The organism is Arthrobacter sp. H35-D1, from assembly GCF_030063185.1.
Taxonomy (GTDB): domain Bacteria; phylum Actinomycetota; class Actinomycetes; order Actinomycetales; family Micrococcaceae; genus Specibacter.
Genome location: NZ_JASISP010000003.1, coordinates 160218 through 181373 on the forward strand (window position 1 = coordinate 160218; position 21156 = coordinate 181373).

The window sequence follows — 21156 nt, forward strand, 5'->3', positions numbered from 1 at the left end:
TGAAGGCATGTTTTCACTTCCGCCGCTCGAAGAGCTCGTTGCTGCCGCCCACGTCGTCGCCCTGCCCATGCGCGTGAAGTTCCGCGGCGTGATGGTCCGCGAAGTGATGGTCCTTGAGGGTCCGGCCGGGTGGGGCGAGTTTGGCCCCTTCCTGGAGTACGACGACGAGGAGTCCTCCCGCTGGCTGGCCTCGGCCCTGGAGGCCGGTTGGCTGGGGCACCCGGAACCGGTGCGCAGCCGGGTTCCGGTGAACGCGACCGTTCCAGCGGTGTCCGCCGAACAGATCCCCGCCGTGTTGGCGTCCTATGACGGTTTGCAGACGGTCAAGATCAAGGTGGCGGAGGCCGGGCAGTCGTTGTCCGAGGATGCGGCCCGGGTGGGTGCCGTGCGCCATTTGCTTCCCGACGCCAATATCCGGGTGGACGCCAACGGGGGCTGGAGTGTTGGGCAGGCCGTTGCCGCACTGCGCATGTTGAATGTGTTTGGCCTTGAATATGCCGAACAGCCCGTGGCAAGCATTGGCGAAATGGCGGAGGTGCGCCGGGCACTGGACGGCGCGGTGCTCATTGCCGCCGATGAAAGCGTCCGCAAGGCCAGCGATCCCTTGGCTGTGGCCCGGGCCGGGGCTGCTGACCTGCTGGTCATCAAGGCCGCGCCGCTGGGGGGAGTGCGGCGGGCCCTGGAGATCGTGGCCGAAGCGGGGCTTCCGGCCGTGGTCAGCTCGGCCCTGGACTCTTCGGTGGGGATCGGCACTGGATTGGCACTGGCCGCCGCGCTGCCGGAACTGCCCTATGCCTGCGGGCTGGGCACGGTGTCCCTCATGGCTGGTGACGTGGCCGCGCCCAGCCTGGTGGCCGTGAACGGCGGCATGGACGTGCGTGACGTGGTGGCCGATGCCGATCTGTTGGCCCGTTTTGCCGTCCCCGCCGAACGCCGCGACTGGTGGCTGGGGCGGCTGCGCCGCTGCCATGCCCTGCTCCGCTGATCATTGGAGATGATGGCGACTCCCGGACCCGCTGCTCGGCCCCGGTGCGGTTGGAAACAATCCGGTGCGGTTGGAGACGCGGCCGGATCTTCGGCATGCTGCCTTCCGGATCGGGTGACTAGAGTAGTGGCGTGACTTTACTTAGTTCGATGGACGCTGCCCGCTACGTTGTCGATGCCTTGGAACGGGCAGGGGTTGACCACGTGGTGGTGGCCCCTGGTTCCCGAAGCGCCCCCTTGGTGTATGCCCTGGCCGAGGCCGAAGCGGACGGCAGGCTCAACTGCCATGTGCGCATTGACGAACGCGTGGCGGGTTTCACGGCGCTGGGAATCGCCTTGGGTGGCGACGCCCCCGTTGCCGTGGTGACAACCTCCGGAACGGCCGTGGGCAACCTGATGCCGGCGGTGATGGAGGCCAATCATTCCGGCACGCCCTTGATTGTCCTCTCCGCTGACAGGCCCGAAGAGCTTCGTGGCACCGGGGCCAACCAGACAACGCAGCAACTGGACCTCTTCGGCGACCACGTGCGCTTCGCCACCGATGTGCCGGCCGGCACCGATCCCACCAGCGCCATCTCTACCGCGTTGAGTGCCGCGCGTGGCCGGCTTGAGGGCATTCCTGCGGGACCGGCGCAGGTCAACTTGGCCTTCCGCGACCCCTTGACGCCTGCCCTGGACGGTTCCGAGTGGGAACGTTTGCTACCGGTCGTCAAGGATCCAGTGGTTGAAGGGCGGGGGGTTGAAGGGCGGGGGGTTGAAGAGCCGGAGGTTGAAGAGCCGAGGGGTGAACGGTGCGAACCCCCCGGGTCCGGGGTGCCCGGATCACCGGGAGCGCTTCGCCCGGTGGATGCAGTTCCACCACCGGAAGAGCACGGATCACCGGAGGTGCTGCCGTCCACGAGCCACAGGACAGTGGTGGTGGCCGGGCACGGCGCAGGACCCGAGGCAGAGTACTTTGCCCGGATGCTGGGCCTGCCACTGCTTGCCGAACCTTCCTCCAACGCGCGCTTCGGACCGAACGCAGTGGGCCCCTACCGGCTGCTGCTGGACCAGTTCGGTCCGGACAGCTCGCAGCCGATCCAGCGGGTGGTGCTCTTTGGGCGCCCCACCCTGTCCCGGCAAATCAGCGGGTTGTTGGCCGATGCATCGTTGGAACGTGCACTGTTCCTCCCCGCCGCTGTGTCCTGGTTTGAAGCTGGCCGTCGCACCGAGCTGATCTTGACCCAGTGGGACCAGCTGGCGGGGTTTGCAGGTCGCGGGCCCGATGGTTGGCTGCAGGCCTGGCTGGCTGCGTCCGCGCGGGCCGAGGCTGCGCTGGATGAAGTGCTGGAGGAGACCGGCCACATGGCAGCTGGCGGGATGCTGACGGGTCCCCGGGTGGCGCGTGCCATCTGGGCCCGGGCACAGCAGGATCCCGGCAGCAATCTCATGCTGGGGTCCTCCAACCCCGTCCGCGACGTGGATCTGGCCGGACAGCCCACAGCTGAAAATCAGGTCACTGTCCACGCCAACCGCGGGCTGTCCGGCATTGACGGGACGATTTCCACAGCAAGCGGGGTGGCATTGGCCACGGGGCGGGCAACGCGCGTGCTGCTTGGCGATGTGACATTCCTGCACGATTCCGGCGCCCTCGCCATCGGCCCCACTGAACAGCCGGTGCAGCTGCAGGTCGTGGTGCTCAACGACGCCGGCGGCGGGATCTTTTCAGTGTTGGAACACGGCAAGTTGGCGCAGGCACCCAACTACGCCTCCGCCGTCGAACGCTTCTTTGGCACGCCGCACACCGTGCAGCTGGCTGCCCTCGCCGCCGCCTACGGGTGGGAACACAGGCTGGTGCACACCGCTGCGGAACTCGACCAAACGCTGGCCACCCCGGTCCGAGGTCGGAGCATCATCGAAGTGGCGGCAAGCCGTGCCGGGCTGCGCGAACTTCACGCGCGCATCAGCAAGGCACTGGAAGTCTAGGAGACTCACCAAGAACTGGCGGAAGGGCTGATGATTCTGTAGGCGACGCCAGGGAGGCCGAGGCCGCCCACGGCCGATTGGCCGGAAAGTCGCCGAGGAAATATCGTCCCCCTCCGCCCATCGCCACTAGAGGACGCGGCTGAGGAACTCCTGCGTCCTGCGGTGCTGCGGGTTGGCGATGATCTCGCGTGGATTTCCCGATTCCACCACCATGCCGTCGTCCATGAACGTCAGGGTGTCTCCCACTTCACGGGCAAAGCCGATCTCGTGGGTCACCACAATCATGGTCATGCCCGACTTGGCCAGGCTCTTCATGACTTCCAAAACATCGCCCACCAGTTCAGGGTCCAAGGCGGAAGTGGGCTCGTCAAAGAGCATGAGTTCCGGCTCCATGGCCAGGGCCCGGGCAATAGCCACACGCTGCTGCTGCCCTCCGGAAAGCTGCGCTGGGTAGTAGTTGGCGCGGTCGGACAGGCCAACCATTTCCAGCAGTTCGTGCGCCTTTAATTTGGCGGCCGTCTTGGACTGGTGCTTGACCTGGGTGGGTGCCTCAATGACGTTCTGCAGTGCTGTCTTGTGCGGGAACAGGTTGAAGCGTTGGAACACCATGCCAATTTCCCGGCGCTGGTTGGCAATTTGCTTGCTGCTCAGGTCATGGAGGCGGCCATTGCGCTCACGGTAGCCAATGAGTGCATCATGGACGTAGATCCGCCCCGCGCTGATGGTCTCCAACAGATTGATGCAGCGCAGCAGCGTCGACTTGCCCGAACCGGACGGGCCGATGATGACGGATACTTCGCCGGGGTTGACCTGCAGGTCTATGCCCTGCAGGACGTGGTGGTCGCCGAAGAACTTGTGCACGTTCTCAATCGAGACCAACGGCTTGACGTCAGCGCCTTGTTTCCGGGGATTTGCCGAAGTTTCTGTCATGGCTGCTGGCCTTTCACGGTCCCGCTGGAATTGGGTGTGCCCCCGGCATGCGCGGCCGCCGCAGCGGCGGTTGCCTTGACGGGTTTGTGCGTGACGTTGTCAACGCCCTTGCCGTAGTACCGCTCGATGTAAAACTGCCCCACCATCAACAACGAGGTGATTACCAGGTACCAGATGGCGGCCACGATCAGCAGCGGGATGGGCAGGTAAGTGCGGTTGGCAATGGTGTTGGTGACGAAGGTCAGGTCCAGGGTGAAGGGGATGGCCAAAACCAGGGAAGTTGTTTTGAGCATGCCGATGGTTTCATTCCCGGTGGGCGGGACAATAACCCTCATGGCCTGGGGGAGGACGATGCGCCACATGATCTTGGAGCGGCGCATGCCCAACGCTTCAGCGGCTTCCATCTGACCACTGTCAACGGATTTCAGGCCGGCCCGGAAAATCTCGGCCAAATAAGCCGACTCGTTCAGGCCCAGCCCAACCATGGCGGCCACCAGCGCGGTGATGATGTCCTGGGTGTTGAAGGAGAACCATTCGGGCCCGAACGGAACGCCAAAGATGATCTTTGGATACAGCACCGAGACCAAGCCCCAAAAGACCAATTGCGTGTAGACAGGCGTGCCGCGGAAAAACCAGACCCACACCCACGACACGTACCGGAACAGCGGATTCTCGGATTGGCGCATGAAAGCCAGCAAAATTGCCAGCGTGATGGCAAGAACCATGGCGGCAACTGTCAACAGCAGCGTCCAGCCGATGCTCTGCAACACCAGAACGTCGAACAGGTACTTCCCGACAGTGTCCCAGCGGAAGTTTTTGTTGGTGACAAGGCTTTGGGCAGCCAACGCCACGAACAGCAATATGACTGCCCCGCCAATCCAACGGCCCGGATGGCGAACCGGAATTGCCTTGATCAGGTCAAGCTCGCCATCCGTGCCGGCTTGCGCCCCGTGCACGGTGCGAGAGCTCACTTGCTTGCCGTCGGATTCAGCACGGCCTTGGAGATGGCACCTTCGTCGTTGTTCCAGTCCTTGAGGATCTGGGTGTAGGTGCCGTCCTCCATGAGCTTGTTCATGACCTGCTCGATGACTTTGGCAAACGCGGTGTCGTCCTTGGCGATGGCGATGCCCTGTTCTGCGGCGTCGTACACGTCGCCAAGGGTCTCAAGCGAGTCGCCGGTCTTTTGCAGGGAGTTCTTGATGATGGGTGAATCGGCGCTCATGGCATCGATGCTGCCGCTGACAAGGCGAGTAGTGACGTCCGTCTGGTTCTTCAAGGAGATGACTTCGATGGCCGGCTTGCCTTCGTCGAGGCACTTTTGGTTGCGGTCCTTGACGTCCGGGTCTTCTTCAATGGTTCCGGTCTGCACGCCAACCTTCTTGCCGCAGATGTCATCGAGGCTGAAGTTGTTTGGGTTGCCCTTCTGCACGGCCCACAGCACCCCGGCATTGAAGTAGCTGACGAAGTTCACGGCCTTGGACCGCTCTGGATTGATGGTGAAGGAGGAAATGCCCAAGTCGTACTTGGAGCCCAGGCTCGGCAGGATCGTGGAGAACTCTGAAGTGTGCACGTCCACCTTCTTGCCCAGAACGGCTCCAATGGCCTTGGCAAGGTCAACGTCGTAGCCAATGGGAGTCTGGCCGTCCGAAGCCAAGAACTCGGCCGGTTCATACGATGTGTCGGAGCCAACGTCCAAGGTGGCCTTGTCCTTGAGCGCGGCTGGCAGCATGGCAATCAGCGCATCGTCCTTGGCAACGCTGGAGGGGTCAAAGGTGGAGCTGTCGCTGCCGTTGTTGGGGGATTCTTCGGCGTTGCTGCAACCGGTTAGTGCCAAGGCTGTGGCAGCGAGAACAGCTGCAAACTGCAGCCCCAATTTCGATTGATTACGCATTTTTTACCCTTTGGTTCGGTGTGAGGTGCCAGCGCTAGAAAACTAGTCTAACCCGGCGTGATGTGCATCACGGTAAACAATATTTTGCTATTGAACAACCTTATTGGGTCTGAGGCAAGGGCTCGTCAAGGGCTCATGTCTGCAACCCCGTACAAGGGGGATGTTTCTCGAGGGTGGTCGCGCAGGTTCAGGGCCTGGAGCATGGGGCGAAATTTCGCCCACGTTTCGGCCAGCTCGGCCTCCGGGTCGGAGGCTTCGACAATGCCGGCCCCTGCAAACAGGCGCGCATGGAGGGAGTCTTCCAAGACGGCGCCGCGCAGGGCTATTCCCCACTCCCCGTTGCCCACCCCGTCCAGCCAGCCAACTGGGCCGGCATAGGGACCGCGATCCATTTTCTCCAGCTTCAAGATGAGCTTTCCGGCTTCGTCGCGCGGGGTTCCGCAGACGGCAGCCGTGGGATGCAAGGCTTCAACCAAGGCCAAGGAGCTGGGCAGATGGCCGTTGGCGCTTGCCAGCTCAGCTGTGACATCGGAGGCCAGATGCCACACATTGGGCAGCTCCAGGATGAACGGTTCAGCGGGAAAAGAAAGGTCGGAAGCAAACGGGGCCAGCTGGCGGACGAGGGAGCGCACGGCAAAGTCGTGCTCCTGTCGCTGCTTGATCGAGCCTCCCAAAACAGTGTCTGCAAAGCCCGTGGAACCGACCGGTTCGTCCTCTCGGTCAAGTGTCCCGGCCAGCACCCGAGCCTGGGCCGTGGAGCCGTCCACCTTGATCAAAATTTCAGGCGTTGCACCCACCAATCCACCCACCCCATAGGTCCAACACTGGGCATAAAGGCGCGCCAATCGTTGCAGAATCGAAACTCTGCGGACAGGTTCAGTGAACGTTGCCACCACATCACGGGCCAAAACCACCTTTTCCAGGCCGCCGCGGGCTATGGCAGCCACTCCGGCAGTCACCGTGTCCTTCCACTGTGCCTCGGTGAGGGCCCCGGGCCGGACAGTGCCGTCAGAGATAATGCCGTCGGAAACAGTGGCGTCGGCGTCAGCGCCGGTGCCCGCGGAGGGGAACTTCGGCGTCGTGCTTGCCGAGGGAGCCGCCAGGTACCGGAGCAGAAGGGCAAGTGCGGAATCGGCAGTGGGGGTTGTGCCTTCAAGGACCAGCTGGGTGAGCCAAACGGTGCCGCCGAAGAAGCCGACCACGAGCTCGGGCACAATCAGCACCGATTCGAAAGCGCTGGTCTTGGAGAAGGCGAAGGAGCCAAACGCCATGGGGCCCGTGCCTGGCATGCGCACGGAATCGTTGACATCGGAGCCGGCCAGAAGCTTCCGCCACCACTGTTCGGCGTCGGAAAAGCGGCTGGGTCCCGTGCCTTGGAAACGTGCGATCTCGCCCAGGCCCACGAGGCCTTCGCCGCGGCGCAGCCAGCACAAGGGGTCGTCGGTGGACAGGGCGCCCAACAAGCCATCCGGGGTGGACATGTTGAGGCTAGACAGTGAGGCCGGGTCCAGGGCCGTGGTCAGGGTGCGCAGCGAATGGGTGCCCAAGGAAGCAGTCATGATGAGTCAAGATTACTCGCCCGGGCGCCCAAGTCCGGCCCCAGCACGGTGTGATCACCCACAAGTCGGGCGTTGGCGTGCGCGAAGTTCGGCAAAGTTTGAGAGACTATGGGGGTGAAACGTGCATCCTTGGAGAAGCGTCCGGAAGAAATGGCCGCCATGTTTGACGACGTGGCCCCAAAATACGATCTCGTCAATGACATTCTGTCCATGGGGCAGACGCGCCGCTGGCGCCGCATTGTGGTTGACGCGGTTGGCGCCGTGCCCGGCCAAAGAGTCCTTGACCTGGCCGCCGGCACCGGCACCTCAAGCGAGCCGTACGCCGACGCGGGCATCAACGTGGTGGCCTGCGACTTCTCTGTGGGCATGCTCAAGGTGGGCAAGCGCCGCCGTCCCGACATTGATTTTGTCGCCGGGGACGCCATGAATCTGCCTTTCGCAGACAACTCATTTGACGCCGCGACCATCTCCTTTGGCCTGCGCAACGTCATGGACCCCAAGAAGGCACTGCGCGAGATGCTGCGCGTGACCAAGCCCGGCGGCAAGGTGGTGGTGGCGGAATTCTCGCACCCCACCCTGGCTCCGTTCCGCACTGTTTACACCGAATACTTGATGCGTGCACTGCCGCCCATCGCCCGGAAGGTCGCGTCCAACCCCGACGCCTACGTGTATCTGGCCGAGTCCATCCGCGTGTGGCCCAACCAGGACACCTTGTCCGCCTGGCTCAGCGAAGCCGGTTGGCAGGACGTCGCCTACCGGAACCTGAGCGGCGGGATTGTGGCCGTCCATCGCGCCACCAAACCCACTAGCGCCAGCCCCACCAACTAAAGGAAATCCACCCACTGTGAAGGTACTGATCGTGGGGGCCGGCCCCGCCGGATCCACCGCTGCCTACCACCTGGCCACGGCCGGGATCGACGTGACCGTGCTGGAAAAGACCCGTTTCCCGCGCGAAAAGGTATGCGGCGACGGACTGACCCCGCGCGCCGTGCGTGAAATGCAGCTCATGGGCCTTCCGCACGACCCCGCAGAAGGCTGGCGCCGCAACAAGGGCCTGCGCCTGATCGCCGGCGGCCGCCAAATCGAGGTGCCCTGGCCCGAGCTGAGCAACTTCCCCGACTACGGCCTGATCCGCACCCGCCTGGGCTTCGATGAGGCGCTTGCCGCGCACGCCCGGGCTGCGGGCGCCGTCATTCTTGAGGGGCACTCCGTCTCCACCGCGCTAACGGACGACGCCGGAACCGTGGTGGGTGCCAGGGCGTCACTTTTGGATGACGCGGGCAGGAAGACGGGTGATTCCCGGGACTTCTTTGCCGACGTGGTGCTGGCCGCCGACGGAAACTCCACCCGCACAGCCGTCTCCCTGGGGTTGCAAAAGCGCGACGACAGGCCCATGGGGGTGGCCTACCGGACCTACTTCACTTCGCCGCGCCACGACGACGACTGGATGGAGGGCTGGCTGGAGCTGAACTCGCCCGAGGGCAAGATACTTCCCGGCTACGGCTGGGTGTTCGGCGTTGGCGACGGCACCTCCAATGTGGGCCTGGGCATTTTGAACTCCTCCAAGGAATTCGGAAAATTGGACTACCGCCAAGTGCTGCGAGATTGGACGGCCGCAATGCCGGCCGAGTGGGGGTTCACGCCTGAAAACCAGGTGGGCCCCATCCGCGGGGCAGCCCTCCCGATGGGCTTCAACCGAACACCGCACTATTCCGAGGGCCTGATGCTGCTGGGCGACTCCGGCGGCATGGTCAGCCCGTTCAACGGTGAAGGCATCTCCTATGCCATGGAATCGGCCAGGTTCGCGGCCGAATTCATTGTCCGGGCGGCAGGGACCAACTCGGCGCTGGCCGCCAACCATGCGCTCTCCGGCTACAGCGACTTTGTCCGCGACCAGTGGGGAAGCCACTTCACCCTGGGGCGTGCGTTCGCCTTCCTGATCGGCAAGCCAAGCATCATGAAACTGGCACTGCGCACGGGCATGCCGTTGCCGGTGCTGATGCGGTTCGTGGTGCGCCTGATGGCCAATCTCACGGACAAGGACGAACGCGGTTTTCAGGATAGAGTGATTCATCTACTGGAGAAGATGGTCCCCGCCACGGGGAATCAGGACATGTCCCGCACATCCAAGCAACAATCCCTTCCAATAGTTAGTGTTGAGCAGTGACTACTTCCGCGAACCACAGCTGGGCCCCTGCCGGTCAAGGGCGCCCTGAATCGCACGACCCCGATCCCAGCACCATGGCCATCGCCACGGGCATGGCGTTGCCGTCCGGTTTTTCAGCCGTCGCGGACGACCCGGATCTGGGGCCCTCCGTTGCCATGAGTTTGGCCCGGGTGGAGAAGAGGCTGCGGGAAGCGATTGCCCATTCCGACCCGCTGGCCGACGCCACCAGCCGCCACCTCGTTGAAGCTGGCGGCAAGCGGATCCGGCCGTTGTTGGTGCTCCTTGCCGCCCACCTCGGCGACCCAAACCGGTCGGAAGTGGTGCAGGCCGCCGTCGTGGTGGAACTGACGCACCTGGCCACTTTGTACCACGACGACGTCATGGACTCCGCTCCGTATCGTCGTGGCGCCCCCACAGCCCACGAGGTCTGGGGCAACACCGTGGCGATCCTGACCGGCGACCTCCTCTTTGCGCGAGCCTCCATTCTGGTCTCGGAGCTCGGCGGCAAGGCGCTGGGCATCCAGGCCCGCACCTTCGAACGGCTGTGCCTGGGCCAGCTGCATGAAACGGTGGGGCCGCACGACGACGAAGACCCCATTGAGCACTATCTCTCCGTCATTGCAGACAAGACCGGATCTCTCGTTGCCGCGTCGGGGCAGCTTGGAGCCATCTTTGCCGGAGTAGACGAGGACGTCGAGGACATTTTGCTGGAGTACGGCGAGAAGGTGGGTGTGGCCTTCCAGCTGGCCGACGACGTCATTGACGTCACGGGGTTGAAGCAGGTTTCCGGGAAGTCGCCCGGCACGGATCTGCGCGAAGGAGTGCCCACCCTGCCTGTTCTGCTGCTGCGCAAGGCCGCGGCCGCCGGCGACGCGGAGGCCGCTGCCGTGCTGGAACTCGTTGACGGGGACCTGAGCAGCGACGAGGCCCTGGCTGCCGCGGTGACGGCGCTGCGCGAGCATCCTGTCACCGCAGCATCGTGGGCTGTCGCCCGGGAATGGTCGGACGCAGCCGTTGCTTCGCTGGCAGCCATGCCCGAGGGCATTGTGAAGACCGCCCTCGCCACGTTTGCTGAAGCAGTGGTTGACCGAGAAGTCTAAGTAGCTGCAACGACGGCATGGCCCGCCGGCCGCCTTGCTGGGATTCGAATGTGCAGTAGTCGGCAATGTCTTCGAAAAACATTGCCGACTACTCCCGTTTCGATTCAGGGGTGGAGGAGTGCGGGCACTTTCAGCGCGGCGCAGGCCCCGGCAGGACGGCCGGCGGAGATGCGGACCATCATGGAAGCCCGGTGTTCCGGCGGTGAAGTCGGCCACCAGCTGCAGGCCGTCTGCGGCCCATATCTGCCGCGCACCATTTTGTCCATGCCAGGGCATGACCGGCTCGCCATAAAGTGTGGTGAAGCTGGCCATAATCGCAACAAGGCACCGGGTGGCTTCCGGGTTGTGCGGCGCGGCCAAGGCACGGAACTGGAAATAGACGGCAACAACAGCGTTGCGGACACAGGCGTCTCCAGACCTAAGGGTCCTTCGGAGGAGTTGCCGCACCAAGGCCACCACGACATCCGGATCGGGCAGGATTTCGGGTTGTCCCCCCGGAACCGCGGCCCTCATCCGGCCCTAGCCACGCATCCTCGGGAGCAGGAACGGGCTGGCACCTTGGGCACTGTTGTTCCAGTGGGCGGGAGTGTTGCGACGACGCACTTCAGCTTCCGCAGCGCTGGCCAGGCCAGCGTCTTCAACACTGACCATCATGCTGCTGTGCTGGAGGTTGAAGAAGCGGATGACGATGCGGCGGCCGTTCTCATGCCAAACGCAGGCAGGCAGAACAGGGTCGTGCCACGGGGTCTCCGGCTCGCCGTAGAGAGCCGTCAGCTGGCGGTGGAAGTCTTCAAAGCCTTGGCGGGTGGCCGGGTTGTCCGTGCTCATTGATGAATAGAGGTGGACGGCAATGCCCACGAAGCCCCCGCGGTGTGAGGTCCAAGAAGCCATGATTTCACCCGGCTTCCCGATGCCCAGTGAGTAGCGCCCCGTCACCGAGTTGCTGGTGTCATCGTCCCAGCTGGCACCCGAGGTGAGGCCGAGTTTCATGAACAGCGTTTTTCTGTTGAACTCGGAGCGCGGCCACCTGCCCTCGACCAACTTTTCGACGAGGCCCACAATCTCGGCGGGATCCGGAACCAACGATGACAAAGGCTGCTGTGCGTCCATAACGCAACGCTACCTCCGCCGGATGAATATTCCCATAGCCGCAACCCTATAGTTACCGAGGATCAGTCCTCGTCGGTGAAGACCCAGTCGAGCATGTCGAAGACGAATTCACTGAACGTGCCTTCTTCATTGACCCATGCGCCAGTAGAGTTGTTTCGCCGCCACACGATGGGATCCGGAACATCGGCCTGGTCGGCCAGCATGCCCCAGGTGTAGGACTCGTCTTCGTCCTCGAGGAACAGCAGGTAGCCGTCCTCAATTTCAAGTTCTTCGGGGTCCCAAAAGTAGTAGTACGCCTCCATGAGGTCTTCGCAATTGCCCAGGGCGTGCAGAAATTCCCGGAGGGCCAGCGGTACCGTGATCTGCAATTCCGCAAAGACGGCATCAAGGTCGGCTACGGTGATGCCGTCGGCTTCCTGCCAAGGCTCCTCCAGGTACAAGGGCACCAGGCCGCGGAACTTCTCTACGAACATGTCAGACATTCAAATCTCCGAAAATTGGCGTGCACTGCTCCATGGACAATTCTAGCCGCGACGAGGCCGCCTCGCCGCCCAGCTGCGGGCAGCGAGGGGAGCGTGCCAGCCGTACCTCAGGCTGAGCATTCGGAACGTGAAAACGATGACGGCTGCAACGGTTCCGGTCGCGAGGTTCAGCCACCCCACATGCCACAGCGCAGTGGCCAGGGCGGCACCGGCGAAAGCCGGAATGGCATACAGGTCCTTGGGATCAAAAACCTTGGGGACGTCATTGGCGGTGATGTCGCGCAAGATGCCGCCGCCCACGGCCGTGGTGACGCCCAGCAGAATCGAGGAGACGGGGTTCATGCCGGCCTCCAGCGCCTTCAGCGAACCGGTGACGCAAAACAACGCCAGCCCGCCGGCGTCGAACATGAACAGCAGCCGGCCGCTGCGCTTGACGTTCTTCACCGTGAAATACACCAAGGAGGCCGCGACCAGGGGAGGAACCAAATACAACTGGTTTGTAAACGCAGCCGGCGGGCCTTGGTTCAGGATGATGTCCCTGACCACTCCGCCGCCCAAGCCCACCATGGAGCCCAGCAATACCGAGCCCACAAGGTCGAAACCCTTGCGGGCGGCGAGCAAACTGCCGGAAACGGCAAAGAAGAAGACGCCCAAAAGGTCCAGAATCAGCGCAAGGTCAAAGGTCATGGGTGCATTCGATAGTTGGTGGGGGAAAGGCCGAAGCCGCGTCAAGCCTACGGGGCGGCGCGGAAGTGCGGCGAATTCTCGCTGCGACAGGGTCGATTTGTGACTAGTGTGGCCATATGAATTCTGCGCCGCCGCTTATCCACGTCCACGATTTCCACATGCACTTTGGCTCCAAGAAGGTCATTGAGGGATTGAGCTTCGACGTTGCCCGCGGAGAGACCTTCGGCTTCCTGGGCAGCAACGGCAGCGGAAAAACGACGACGATCCGGGCGCTGCTGGGCATCTACCGTCCCACCTCGGGAACCCTTGAGATCAACGGGAAGGTGTTCGGCGACGACTTCGGCTCCCGGCTCGGGTACCTGCCGGAGGAGCGCGGACTGTACAAAAAAGAGTCGGTGCTCGACGTCATGACGTACTTTGGCCGGCTCAAGGGACTCTCGAAACACGAGGCGCAGCGCTTTTCCCGGCAATACCTGGACCGGGTGGACTTGGCGGGGAAGGCCGATGTGCGCCTGGACAAGCTTTCCGGCGGGGAGCAGCAAAAGATCCAGCTGGGCGTGACCATCATGAATGAACCCGAACTACTGATTCTCGATGAGCCCACCAAGGGCTTCGACCCCGTCAACAGGCGGCTGCTGATGGACATCATCGAGGAACGCAAGGCGGCCGGGGCCACGGTCCTAATGGTCACCCACCAAATGGAGGAGGTGGAGCGGCTGTGCGATCGCATCATCCTGCTCAAGGACGGCAGGGCCGAGGCCTACGGCACCATCGACGAGGTGCAAAACCAATTCGGCGGGCGAACCATCCGGCTCAAATATTCTGGCAAGCTGCCGGAGTCCCCGCACTACAGGGTGGCCGTGCACGAAACCAACTATGCGGAACTGTCCGTGGACGAGAGCATCGATGAGTCACAGATACTGAAGGAACTGGTGCTTGCCGGCGTGGTGGTGCGCGGATTCACGGCAGCCAAACGCAGCCTGGATGACATCTTCATTCAGATCTACGGGGAGGACGAGGCCGCCGAAAACGCAACCGCGTCGAACATCGAAGGGCAGGTGAAGCGACATGGCACGGCACAACTTGGGCACGGTAGTGCAATTTGAGTTCACCCGGACCGTGAAGAAGCGCCGCTTCTGGATTGCCACCCTGGCCATTCCGGTGCTGCTGGCCATTGTCTTTGGACTGGTCTTTGCCAGTGGTTCCTCCACACAGGAAAGCACGGAGCAGCAGAAGAACCAAAGCCTTGACTTCAGCTACTCCGACGCCTCGAAGCTCATTGATCCTTCCATTGCCACGGCCCTGGGCGGGACCCTCGAGGCCAACCCGGACACCGCCGTCGAACGTGTGAAGGAAGGCAAGCTCAACGCCTTTTTCAGCTTTCCGGCCAACATGATGAAAGAACCTGTTCTGGTCTATGGCACGGACCATGGCATCTTCAAGAACGGCACGTACGACGCCGTGGCCAAGCAGCTTGTCATTCTTTCGGCCCAGGAAAAGGTGGGGTCGGAGGAATTGACGGTCGCAGTGCAAGGAGATTTCAGCACCGAGTCGCAAACGTTCAAGGACGGCCGGCCCTCCGGAGGGTTGGAAACTGTGGTGCCGCCACTGCTGTTCCTGGTGCTGTTCTACGTGGTGATCATCCTGCTGGCCAATCAAATGCTGGCGTCCACGCTGGAGGAGAAGGAGAACCGGGTCACCGAGATGATCCTGACAACGCTGGACCCGACAACGCTGGTGGTGGGCAAGGTGATTTCGCTCTTCATGGTCGGCGCCGTGCAGTCGCTGGTGTTTACCGCCCCCATGGTGCTGGGCTATGTGTTTTTCCGGGATCAACTGGCCATGCCGGACTTTGACCTGTCCGCATTGCAATTCCAGTTCCTGCCCATGCTGGTGGGGGCGCTGCTGTTTATTGGCGGTTTCATCCTCTTTACCGGCGTGCTGGTGGGCATTGGGGCGGTCATGCCCACGGCCAAGGACGCCGGCACGGTGTTTGCTCCCGTCATGATCTCGATGTTCATCCCGTTTTACATTGTGACGATGGTGGTCAGTGACCCCGGATCCATGATCGTGCAGATCTTCACGTTCTTTCCGTTCACGGCGCCCATCACGGCCATGCTGCGCAACGCTTTTGGCTCGCTTGGCACCGTCTCGGCCGCCATTGTGATTGCGGAGCTGTTCGTTTTCGGATTCCTGGCCCTGCGCGTTGCCGTGCACTTGTTCCGCTATGGATCCATCGAGTACTCCCGCAAGCTCTCGTTTCGGAGGGCATTCGCCAGAAAATCCTGAGCCCGGGTCAATCCTTCTTTTCGAAGGTCTCCAGAAAAGCTCGGCGGGGGTGTTCGATGCCCGGCAGTGCGCTGAGATCGCGCTTTGCGAGAGCACCGGCAAACCACGCAGCAAACACGTGCCATTTTCGGTTGAAGGTGGGCACGGCCATCCCGTGGTACAGCCGGTCCGCAAACCAGGCGGGCCTATTTTTCAGTTCAAGGCCCAGCACGACGGCGGCGCCTCGGCCCACCCCGTAGCTCGCCAAGGTGCCCAGCGACTTGTGCCTGAATTCGGCAGGGGGCAAGCCGTCCAGGTCGGCGGCAATGTTCCGGGCCAGCACCTTTGCCTGGCGCATGGCGTTTTGTGCGTTCGGTGCGTAGTAGGCTGGCTGCTTTTCGGCATTCAGGTCCGGTACCTGGGCGTTGTCGCCGGCCGCCCACACTCCGGGCACCGGAACGCCGTCGTCGTTGATGACTTGCAACTTGGCATTTGCACTGACATGTCCCTTGGGGCCGCGGGGCACATCGGTGCCGTCCAACACGGGGTTGGGCTTGACCCCCGCCGTCCACACAATGGTGTTTGCGGCGAAGGTGCCGCCGTCGCTGAGGACCACCTGCGAATCGACACACGATTTCATGGTGGTCTCCAGTCGAACGTCGATGCCGCGCTCACGCAGTTGTGCAAGGGTGAACTTTGACAGGGTGGGCCCCACTTCCGGTGCCACCCTGTCCAGTGCTTCCACCAACACCCAACGAAGTTCGCTGCGGTTCAACGAGGGGGTGTCGTCCACCGCAAGCTTGGCCAGGTCGCTGAGTTCGCACAGGGCTTCCACGCCGGTGTAGCCGCCGCCCACGAAAACGAACGTCAGGGCCTTTGCGCGTATTTCCGGGTCGGTGGCGGCCGCCGCGATTGCAATGTTTCCCAACACCTGATTGCGCACATGAACGGCTTCCGCCAGGGTCTTGAAGCCGATCCCGTGGTCGGCCAGTCCCGGGGTGGGAAAGGTCCTGGTGACGGCGCCCATGGCCAGCACCACGTGGTCAAAGGCCATGGTGGAGGTGGTGCCTGTAAGGGATTCAAGTCGGGCGGTGTGCCCGGCAGTATCCAGCGAGATGAGCTTCCCGCGGAACAGGTCCATGCCCTTCAACGCACGAGTCAGGTCCACGGCAACGCTGCGGGCGTCGAGCTCGCCTCCGGCCACCTCCGGCAGCAGGGGCTGATAGGTCATGTAGGGATTTGGCTCTACCACCGTGACCCGGGCCCTGCCCGGGGGCAGCGCCCGGCGCAGCCCCCACGCGGTGTAGAGACCGACGTACCCGCCGCCGAGGATGAGGATGTGGGGGGATTGCATGGGGGTCATGACTGCTCCTGGATTGCTGACGCTTTCAACGGAATCATTCGGCTACCTTGCCCTCCACAATTGTCCTGTTGGCCCCGGACGTCAATGACTGGAGGTCCAATCAATGAGTCTGTTCGGGGCTGCGCGCATCGGCAAGGGGCCCGGGAGCATACTTTTTTCGGTACTGAGTCCGCCACGGCAGGGACATGCAATGAGGTGGCGCAGGCAACCCTTGACGGGCTGGCGTCAAAAGGCCTCTAATAGCCACATGGGGAGGCAGCTGAGGGGTGGCGGTCCGTCGCACCAGCCGCGCAGGGGCGGATCGGCCCGCGCGGACTCCGGCATGCCGCCTTCAGCTCCAGCCGTCGGAGTTCCCATGACACCGTTGCAAGGCCTGGTTCTGTGGGTGGCCATCCTTGCCTCGTTTGTGGCGTTTCTCGACGGCGCCATCGTCAATGTGGCGCTTCCGGCCATCAAAGATGATCTGGGTGGTGGTCTGGCCACGCAGCAGTGGGTGGTTGACGCCTATCTGCTGACCTTGGGCGCACTGATCCTCATTGCCGGTTCCCTCTCGGACACTTTCGGCCGGGTTCGCATACTTCGCGTGGGGCTTGCCCTTTTTGGCATGGCGTCGTTGGCCTGCGCGGTGGCCCCCACCGGGGCCGTGCTCATTGCTGCCCGTGCCGTCCAGGGAGCCGGGGCAGCCCTGTTGGTGCCCAGCTCGCTGGCCCTGATCACCTCGGTCTTCAGTGGCCCGGGGCGGGCAAAGGCCATTGGCTCATGGACTGCCTGGACGGGTACCGCCTTCGTCGCGGGACCCTTGCTGGGAGGGGTGCTGGTGGAGTATGTCAGCTGGAGGCTCGTGTTTGCCATCAATGTCCTTCCCATCGCCTGCACGCTGGTGCTTTTGGTCGGGCTGGCGCGGGCGCAAAGCGATGCGCAACAGCCTGCCGGGGCACCGTCCACCTCTGGACAGTCCGCCGGCTCTCGACCGGCCACCGCAGGGAAGGGCCGGCCACGGGTCGACGTGGTTGGAGCAGTGCTGGCTGCCGTTGGCTTGGCCGGAACGGTGTTCGGGTTGATCGAGCAGCAGCGATTGGGCTGGCAGAACCTTGCCGTCATGGTCCCATTCGTGGCCGGGATCGTGCTGCTGGCGGCCTTCCTGTTGTGGGAGGCCAGGACCAGGCACCCCATGATGCCGCTGGAGCTGTTCCGAGCCCGCAATTTTGCCGTCGGGAACGTGGCCACGGCCTTCGTCTACGCGGGCGTGTCCCTCGGACCGCTGATGGTGGTGATCTTCCTGCAGGAAGTTGCCGGATTCACCGCAGCGCAGGCCGGACTGGCAACACTGCCGGTGGCGGTGCTTTCACTATTCCTCGCCGGTGTGTTCGGAGGGCTGGCCGGACGCTTTGGCCCGCGCCTGTTCATGGCGGTGGGCCCGGCTGTGGCGGGCGTCGGCTTTTTGCTGATGATGACGGCGACCCAGCCATTCAACTTCTGGCTCCAGATGCTTCCGGGGCTGGTCCTGTATGGCCTTGGGCTTGCCGTGACGGTGGCACCGCTGACATCGGCCATTCTCAGTGCCGTCCCTCCGCTGCAAAGCGGCATCGGTTCGGCAGTGAACAACGCCGTCTCCCGAGTGGCCGGCCTGATCGCCATCGCCTTGGCCGGGACCATCGTTGGAACAGCGCTGGACCTTGACTCGTTCCGGCGCATCATGGCAGTGGTTGCGGTCCTGCTGGTCGTGGGCGGGGCCGTCTCCGCCGTCGGCATCGCCAACAAGGATGCAGGGGCCCTTGTCCCCGACGTCGCCGCTGCCGCCTGCCAGGACAGGGTCGCCCCAGGAGCAGTTGCCGCCGGATCAGGGCAGCGGGCCGCCGGGAAACCGCACATAGACCACTATGCCGCGAGGCTTGGACCGGCCGGACACGGGTCCGGCCCCCACGGACCGTTACACGCACCCTAGGAGAAACCATGGACGCAAGAATCCCCGCCACGGCGGCAGACATCATGAGCAGCCCTGTGCTCGCCATCCCGGCGGACACAGCGGTGGCTGAAATTGCTGAACTGCTGCGCACCAACCGGATCAGCGGCGTGCCCGTCGTGGGCGACTCCGGCTACGTGCTGGGACTGGTCAGCGAATTCGACCTGCTCGCCAAGGAGGGCACAACGGCCGCCGACCTGATGACAACAGCCGTGATTTCCGTCAGTGCGGCCACCAAGATCGCAGACCTGCGGCACCTCCTGATCGAAAAACGTGTCCGCCGACTCCCTGTCATAGAAGACGGCCGCCTGGTGGGAATCGTCAGCCGGGGCGACATCGTCTCCCTGCTCGCAACCGAATGGGTGTGCGAGGTTTGCGGGGAACCGGTGCGCGGAGCCACCCCGCCGGACAAATGCCCCCGCTGCCAGGCGGACGGCAGCCGGTTTGAGCTGCACGAACAGCCGCCCGGGACCTGACCGAACGCCAAGCCAAGCCCGGCCAGCCGGGCCCCAACAGCCACTGCAAGAGATACGCAGGTTTGAAGGAGAAGCACAATGAACGAGTCGAGGACGGCGAAAGCCAGCCCGCGTGCCGCCACCAAAGCAGCCCGCCAACCGGCCAAGGGGAGCGCAGCCACGCCCGGGGCAGAAGCGGCAGAGCCCGGTCAGCTGGTGGAGTTTTACCGACGGATGGTGCTCATTCGAAAGTTTGAATTGACCGCAGACCAGATGTACAAACGGGCCAAGATCGGCGGCTATTGCCACTTGAACCTCGGCGAAGAGGCGTCCGTGGTGGGGCTGATGGATGCCCTGCGGCCCACCGACTACCTGTTCACCAACTACCGGGACCACGGCTACGCCCTGATGCGCGGCATGGACACGGGCAAGGTCATGGCGGAACTGTTTGGCAAGACCACCGGCGTCTCAAAGGGCCGGGGCGGTTCCATGCACATGTTTGACACGGAGAAGAGGATGCTGGGCGGTTACGGCATTGTGGGGGGTCAGATTCCCCCGGCGACGGGGGCGGCCCTGGCGCTGACGTACCGCGGTGCGGCGGGTCCGGATGCAGAAGCAGTCATGTGCCAGATGGGTGACGGGACCACCAACATCGGTGCGTTCCACGAGTCGCTGAACCTGGCCGCAGTGTGGTCGCTGCCCATTGTCTACGTTGTCATCAACAACAGGCTCGGCATGGGCACCACCGTGGAGAAGGCGGCAGGGGAGCCGGAACTGTACAAGCGCGGCTCCTCCTACCGGATCCCCGGTGTCAGGGCCGACGGCGGGGACGTCCTCGCCGTGCGGGAGGCGGCCACTGAGGCGTTGGACCAGGCCCGGACCCAGCGACAGCCTGCCCTGCTGGAGTTGATGAGCTACCGGCTGCGCGGCCACTCGGTGGTGGACCCGGCCCGCTACCGTTCCGCAGCGGACCTTGAAACAGCCCAGGAAGCTGACCCGGTGCCTGCCTTGCGCGCCCAGCTGATTGCCGACGGCACCCTCGATGAGAAGCAGGCAGCCGCGATTGAAACTCAAGTGGAGGACCAGGTGGCGGCCGCAGTTGCGTTTGCGGATGCCAGTCCGGACTCCACCCCGGACCAACTCTTTGACTACGCGTACGCGACTCCGGTGCCCAATGCGCCCACGGCACTTCCCGGCGAAAGGATGGTGGTGCTGCCATGAGCGCAGACGCAGACAAGACGACCCTTGTCACTTACCGGCAGGCCTTGAACGACGCCATCCGCAGCGAGATGAACCGTGACGAAAAGGTGATCCTGCTCGGTGAGGAAATTGGAATCTTTGAGGGCTCCTACAAGATCACGGCCGGGCTGCTGAAGGAGTTCGGACCGGAACGCGTCCGGGACACGCCCATCGCCGAGGAAGGTTTTGTGGGCGCCGCGATCGGCGCCGCCATGCTGGGCATGCGACCGGTGGTGGAGATCATGACCTTGAACTTCAGCCTGATCGCCATCGACCAGATCGTGAACCACGCAGCCAAGATCTACGGCATGTTTGGCGGCCAGCAAAGCGTGCCGATGGTGATCAGGATGCCAGGCGGCGGCGGGCAGCAGCTGGCGGCCACGCACTCACAAAACCTGGAGGTCTGGTACGCGCATGTGCCGGGACTCAAGGTGGTTGCACCGTCAACGCCGGCCGATGCCAAGGCATTGCTGCTGGCGGCCATCCGGGACGACGACCCTGTCATCTTCCTGGAAAACCTGGCCCTGTACAACACCAAGGGCGAGGTCCCGGCGGGCGATGAACCAGCCGAGATTGGCCGGGCCGCCGTCGTCAAGGATGGCACGGACCTGACCGTGATCTCGTACTCGCGCGCCACGACCATCGCCGTGGAGGTGGCTCGCCAAATGGCGGAGGAAGGCATCTCCGTGGAGGTCGTGGACCTGCGCAGCCTGCGCCCGCTTGACCGGTCCACCATCTGCGCCTCAGTGCGCAAGACGGGCCGGGCCGTGGTGCTCGAGGACGACTGGCTCAGCTACGGGATCGGTGCGGAAATCTCCGCCACCCTGATGGAGGGCGCCTTCGACTACTTGGATGCGCCGGTGCGCAGGGTGGCGGCGGCCGAAGTCCCATTGCCGTACGCGAAACCCCTTGAGCGACGCGCCCTGCCCGATGCGGGGGACCTGCGCCGCGTGATCCTTGAACTGCTCGATGACACAAGTTTCGAAAGCTAGG

The 21156-nt window shown here is 63.5% G+C and carries 20 protein-coding genes; 12 read left to right on the top strand and 8 right to left on the bottom strand.

The annotated features are described in order from the left end of the window. Positions 1–7 precede the first annotated feature (7 nt). A complete protein-coding gene (locus QMG25_RS05900; RefSeq protein ID WP_283458216.1) occupies positions 8–985 on the top strand; it encodes an o-succinylbenzoate synthase in 978 nt (325 codons plus the stop codon). A 149-nt stretch (positions 986–1134) separates the two neighbouring features. After that, positions 1135–2949, top strand: a complete 1815-nt coding sequence (gene menD, locus QMG25_RS05905) for a 2-succinyl-5-enolpyruvyl-6-hydroxy-3-cyclohexene-1-carboxylic-acid synthase (RefSeq protein ID WP_283458545.1) — start codon at positions 1135–1137, stop codon at positions 2947–2949. 126 nt (positions 2950–3075) lie between these two features. On the opposite strand, the gene QMG25_RS05910 is transcribed toward menD, so the two are convergent. From QMG25_RS05910 to QMG25_RS05925, 4 genes are all read right to left on the bottom strand, one after another. Continuing rightward, a complete protein-coding gene (locus tag QMG25_RS05910) occupies positions 3076–3879 on the bottom strand; it encodes an amino acid ABC transporter ATP-binding protein (protein WP_283458217.1) in 804 nt (267 codons plus the stop codon). Next, positions 3876–4850 carry an amino acid ABC transporter permease gene (locus tag QMG25_RS05915; RefSeq protein WP_283458220.1) on the bottom strand — a complete coding sequence of 325 codons (975 nt, stop codon included), beginning with the start codon at positions 4848–4850 and terminating at the stop codon, positions 3876–3878. The genes QMG25_RS05910 and QMG25_RS05915 overlap by 4 nt, the downstream gene beginning before the upstream one ends. Next, on the bottom strand, positions 4847–5770 hold the full coding sequence (locus QMG25_RS05920; protein WP_283458221.1) for an ABC transporter substrate-binding protein: 924 nt from the start codon (positions 5768–5770) through the stop codon (positions 4847–4849). The genes QMG25_RS05915 and QMG25_RS05920 overlap by 4 nt, the downstream gene beginning before the upstream one ends. A 125-nt stretch (positions 5771–5895) precedes the next feature. Beyond that, positions 5896–7329 carry an isochorismate synthase gene (locus QMG25_RS05925; protein ID WP_502866357.1) on the bottom strand — a complete coding sequence of 478 codons (1434 nt, stop codon included), beginning with the start codon at positions 7327–7329 and terminating at the stop codon, positions 5896–5898. A 114-nt stretch (positions 7330–7443) separates the two neighbouring features. On the opposite strand from QMG25_RS05925, the gene QMG25_RS05930 reads away from it, so the two are divergent. The 4 genes from QMG25_RS05930 (at position 7444) to QMG25_RS05945 (ending at position 10802) form a co-directional block, all read left to right on the top strand. Then, positions 7444–8157: a demethylmenaquinone methyltransferase gene (locus tag QMG25_RS05930; RefSeq protein ID WP_283458222.1), complete on the top strand. Its 714-nt coding sequence runs from the start codon at positions 7444–7446 to the stop codon at positions 8155–8157. 16 nt (positions 8158–8173) lie between these two features. Beyond that, entirely contained in the window at positions 8174–9496 is a 1323-nt protein-coding gene (locus tag QMG25_RS05935; RefSeq protein WP_283458223.1) for a geranylgeranyl reductase family protein, read from the top strand. Beyond that, complete coding sequence (locus QMG25_RS05940; RefSeq protein ID WP_283458224.1) at positions 9493–10596, top strand: polyprenyl synthetase family protein; 1104 nt, start codon at positions 9493–9495, stop codon at positions 10594–10596. The genes QMG25_RS05935 and QMG25_RS05940 overlap by 4 nt, the downstream gene beginning before the upstream one ends. A gap of 65 nt (positions 10597–10661) precedes the next feature. Next, the gene (locus tag QMG25_RS05945) at positions 10662–10802 is read left to right on the top strand and encodes a hypothetical protein (RefSeq protein WP_283458225.1); all 141 of its coding nucleotides are present in this window, start codon (positions 10662–10664) and stop codon (positions 10800–10802) included. Between the two features lie 313 nt (positions 10803–11115). Here QMG25_RS05945 and QMG25_RS05950 read toward each other — a convergent pair whose 3' ends face one another. The 3 genes from QMG25_RS05950 to QMG25_RS05960 form a co-directional block, all read right to left on the bottom strand. Next, complete coding sequence (locus QMG25_RS05950; RefSeq protein WP_283458226.1) at positions 11116–11706, bottom strand: hypothetical protein; 591 nt, start codon at positions 11704–11706, stop codon at positions 11116–11118. Positions 11707–11768: 62 nt separating this feature from the next. Further along, positions 11769–12188: a hypothetical protein gene (locus tag QMG25_RS05955; RefSeq protein WP_283458227.1), complete on the bottom strand. Its 420-nt coding sequence runs from the start codon at positions 12186–12188 to the stop codon at positions 11769–11771. Between the two features lie 42 nt (positions 12189–12230). Beyond that, a complete protein-coding gene (locus QMG25_RS05960) occupies positions 12231–12875 on the bottom strand; it encodes a trimeric intracellular cation channel family protein (RefSeq protein ID WP_283458228.1) in 645 nt (214 codons plus the stop codon). Positions 12876–12991: 116 nt separating this feature from the next. On the opposite strand from QMG25_RS05960, the gene QMG25_RS05965 reads away from it, so the two are divergent. Further along, a complete protein-coding gene (locus QMG25_RS05965) occupies positions 12992–13981 on the top strand; it encodes an ABC transporter ATP-binding protein (protein WP_283458229.1) in 990 nt (329 codons plus the stop codon). Then, on the top strand, positions 13944–15164 hold the full coding sequence (locus QMG25_RS05970) for an ABC transporter permease (protein WP_283458230.1): 1221 nt from the start codon (positions 13944–13946) through the stop codon (positions 15162–15164). The genes QMG25_RS05965 and QMG25_RS05970 overlap by 38 nt, the downstream gene beginning before the upstream one ends. A 7-nt stretch (positions 15165–15171) precedes the next feature. Here the strand turns inward: QMG25_RS05970 and QMG25_RS05975 are convergent, their stop codons facing one another. Further along, entirely contained in the window at positions 15172–16506 is a 1335-nt protein-coding gene (locus QMG25_RS05975) for an NAD(P)/FAD-dependent oxidoreductase (RefSeq protein WP_283458231.1), read from the bottom strand. 355 nt (positions 16507–16861) lie between these two features. On the opposite strand from QMG25_RS05975, the gene QMG25_RS05980 reads away from it, so the two are divergent. The 4 genes from QMG25_RS05980 to QMG25_RS05995 all read left to right on the top strand — a co-directional run bounded on the left by QMG25_RS05980 (position 16862) and on the right by QMG25_RS05995 (position 21155). Then, positions 16862–18451, top strand: coding sequence for an MFS transporter (locus QMG25_RS05980; protein WP_283458232.1), 1590 nt, complete (start codon positions 16862–16864; stop codon positions 18449–18451). 8 nt (positions 18452–18459) lie between these two features. Next, positions 18460–18945 carry a CBS domain-containing protein gene (locus QMG25_RS05985; RefSeq protein WP_283458233.1) on the top strand — a complete coding sequence of 162 codons (486 nt, stop codon included), beginning with the start codon at positions 18460–18462 and terminating at the stop codon, positions 18943–18945. Positions 18946–19023: 78 nt separating this feature from the next. After that, complete coding sequence (gene pdhA, locus QMG25_RS05990) at positions 19024–20145, top strand: pyruvate dehydrogenase (acetyl-transferring) E1 component subunit alpha (protein WP_283458234.1); 1122 nt, start codon at positions 19024–19026, stop codon at positions 20143–20145. Continuing rightward, complete coding sequence (locus QMG25_RS05995; RefSeq protein ID WP_283458235.1) at positions 20142–21155, top strand: alpha-ketoacid dehydrogenase subunit beta; 1014 nt, start codon at positions 20142–20144, stop codon at positions 21153–21155. Before pdhA ends, QMG25_RS05995 begins: the two co-directional genes overlap by 4 nt. The last annotated feature ends 1 nt before the right edge of the window (position 21156 follow it).